This window comes from Modestobacter sp. DSM 44400, from assembly GCF_900107175.1.
GTDB lineage: Bacteria > Actinomycetota > Actinomycetes > Mycobacteriales > Geodermatophilaceae > Modestobacter.
Map to the genome: position 1 here is coordinate 1 of NZ_FNOZ01000134.1, position 2,505 is coordinate 2,505.

The 2,505-nt window shown below is 66.6% G+C and carries 4 protein-coding genes; 2 read left to right on the forward strand and 2 right to left on the reverse strand.

Annotated elements, in window-relative coordinates:
* Positions 1 to 330: 330 nt before the first annotated feature.
* Together BLW04_RS25170 and BLW04_RS25180 are read left to right on the forward strand one after the other, a co-directional pair.
* Complete coding sequence (locus BLW04_RS25170) at positions 331 to 636, forward strand: hypothetical protein (protein ID WP_217631275.1); 306 nt, start codon at positions 331 to 333, stop codon at positions 634 to 636.
* 436 nt (positions 637 to 1,072) lie between these two features.
* Positions 1,073 to 1,324: a hypothetical protein gene (locus BLW04_RS25180; protein ID WP_091548354.1), complete on the forward strand. Its 252-nt coding sequence runs from the start codon at positions 1,073 to 1,075 to the stop codon at positions 1,322 to 1,324.
* 122 nt (positions 1,325 to 1,446) lie between these two features.
* Here BLW04_RS25180 and BLW04_RS25185 read toward each other — a convergent pair whose 3' ends face one another.
* On the reverse strand, positions 1,447 to 1,830 hold the full coding sequence (locus BLW04_RS25185) for a helix-turn-helix domain-containing protein (RefSeq protein ID WP_217631276.1): 384 nt from the start codon (positions 1,828 to 1,830) through the stop codon (positions 1,447 to 1,449).
* Positions 1,827 to 2,258 (reverse strand): hypothetical protein, encoded by a 432-nt coding sequence (locus BLW04_RS25190; protein ID WP_091548356.1) that lies wholly within the window; start codon positions 2,256 to 2,258, stop codon positions 1,827 to 1,829. Before BLW04_RS25190 ends, BLW04_RS25185 begins: the two co-directional genes overlap by 4 nt.
* Between the last annotated feature and the right edge of the window lie 247 nt (positions 2,259 to 2,505).

Below are 2,505 nucleotides of genomic sequence, written 5' to 3' on the forward strand. Positions count from 1 at the left end.
CGACAAATACGCCACCACCTACCTCGGCGGTGTCCTCCTCGGCTGCATGATCATCCATCACCGCGTCCGCAGTTAGCAGACACGCTCTAGGCGCAGCCAGCGCACGCCCCCACTCCACACACGAACGGAAGGCAGGACTGACCGTGACTGACCGTCACCCCCCTGGCCACGGACCCCTTGAGGTCACCGAGATCAACCACCGTCGGGAGGTCTCTCGGACCCGCGGCGACCTGAACGGCTTGACCTATGGGGGCGGGGGTCACGGTGCGTAAGGCCCCTGAGCGGGCTCCTAGCGGGCTCGGAGTCGACGCCCTAGCCCTGTGGTCCTCCGTGGTCGACACCTTCGACCTAGAGGAGCACGAGCGGGCACTGCTGGTCGAGGCGTGCCGCACCGTTGACCTGCTGTCCAAGCTCGATGAGGAGCTGCGCCGCGACGGGGTGCTGGTCGAGTCCCCGCAGGGTGTGAAGGCGCACCCTGCTGCGACGGAGGCACGTCAGCAGCGAATCGCCCTTGCCCGTCTTCTGGCCGCGATGAGGCTGCCGAACGGGGAGGAAGGGGACCAGCAGGCCAGCGCACGCTCTCAGCGCCGTGGCGGGGTCCGCGGCACCTACGGCATCCGGGGGGCCGTGTCGTGAGGCGTCGCATCCCAGTCGTCGAGTCCAGCGACGAGCTGCCGCCGAAGGAGCTGACGCGCTTCAGGCCGGCAGCTGCTCCGCCGACCATGCCCGATGGCCGGCCGATGCCCTGGGCCGTGGAGTGGACGGCCGGGGAGTTCGCGGCGCTCCTGCGGGCTCGTGCCGCGTGGCGTGACAGCCACAGTCAGCCGCTGCCCGCGCTCCCCGCGAGAGAGCGCCACATGATCGCGTGCGCCTCCGACCTGCCTACTGCCCTGGTCGAGGTCGAGCTAGCGGCCCCCACACAGGCCCGACTCGACTGGGAGCGACGGCAGGAGACCGACCGTTCTAGCCAGCGGAGGGATACCGGGCTCCTCCCAGAGGTCGCCCGCCGTCAAGATCACGATGGGGATACCCGGGCGGGGGGTGTCGAGTGAAGCGGCGACCAGCGCCGCCGGTGCTTGCTCCCGAGCGGTTGCGTCGCTTCGTGGCGATGGAGTGGCACGTACCGCCGATGTCGGATACCCGCACGGGCGGCTGGCAGGCCGAGCACTGGGAGCAGTTCGGCCCGTTCTACGCGTGGCGTGACGCCCGGCGGATCTGGTCTGCGGATCACGGCGATGCGCTCGGTGACTGCATCGAGCGCCTATTGTTCGAGCGCGACGTTTATCGCGGTCTCTCCGCTTCCATTCATGAAGGGATCAGCTAACGGCTGAGTCGACCCGCAGCATCACTCCGACCTTGCCGACGCGGGAGCTGAAGCGGTTGAGTAGCGATCTCAGCGTGCTCCAGCAGGACGTCAACGCCCGACCCGGGGTGCTGCCGCCCGCGCTACTTCGTGAGCGCGTCTAGGTCCAGTTCGACGCGCTTGCCGTCTGCGAGATGGACCACCACGCTCATGTGAGCACCGGTAGATTCGACGTAGCGACGCAGCGTGGAGAGTAGGAGGTCGTCTGCCTTCTCTGTACGTGCTACCGCTGACTGACGAATGCTCAGCCGGGCCGCGACCTCCTCTTGAGTCAGGGAGGCAGCCTTCCGCATCATGGCTAGGTTCATCGCATAGGCGCGGTCCTCCTGCGCCATCTCTGACCGCACTGCCTCAACCTTCTCAGCCATGACGGGATCACTGAGGGCCTCGGTGATTCGATCAGTAGCGTCGTGGAAGGTGACATCCTCGCCGCTCGTGACGTCGTCGTCGTGCAGCATCTCGCTCACGGTGCCCCTCCTGCTTGCTGTTGCTCTCTCAAGTACTGATCGACAATTGCCTGGCCTTCTTGAGCCACCCGGGAGTACCAACTGTCGCCTACGGGGTGCTTGTTGAAGCCCATTAGCGCTAGGACGACGGTCCCCTCGTCCGGGAAAAAGCAGACGGTCCCCTCGTCCGGGAAAAAGCAGATGATGCGGAGGGCCAAGCCTCTTCTGTAAGGGTGTGAGACGCGCCAAAGTTCGTGGCGCCTGGCCTGTACCACTCGTCGAAGCATTGCGGTCTCTTCGAGCGGTGCTGCCCACAGGGACACCAGGCGCTGCTCCATGGCTAGGAGGAGTACCTCGGCCTCTTCGCCATGCTGCTGGTCGCTGACCGTGCGAGCACGCCACCTGGTGTAGCCGCTCGTCTCAACGACGCGCATGGCGACCACTATCACCTCTAGCTGTTACTCCTGCAAGGTGATACGTCGGACCGTCACCCAGTCGTGTCCTGAGACGTCCCAGAGGACACCTGAGCTGAGCCCCCCGCCGTCATCACGACGGCGGGGCTCGTACGTTCAGGTGCTTCGCCGGCTTGCGTCAAACCAAGCTGGTCCCTACTACCGTGCGGCCCGCGGCCCGGGGTGCCAGCCGGGTGACCAGCCCGTTGGGCGGAGCCGTTGGGCGGAGCCGTTGGGCGGAGCC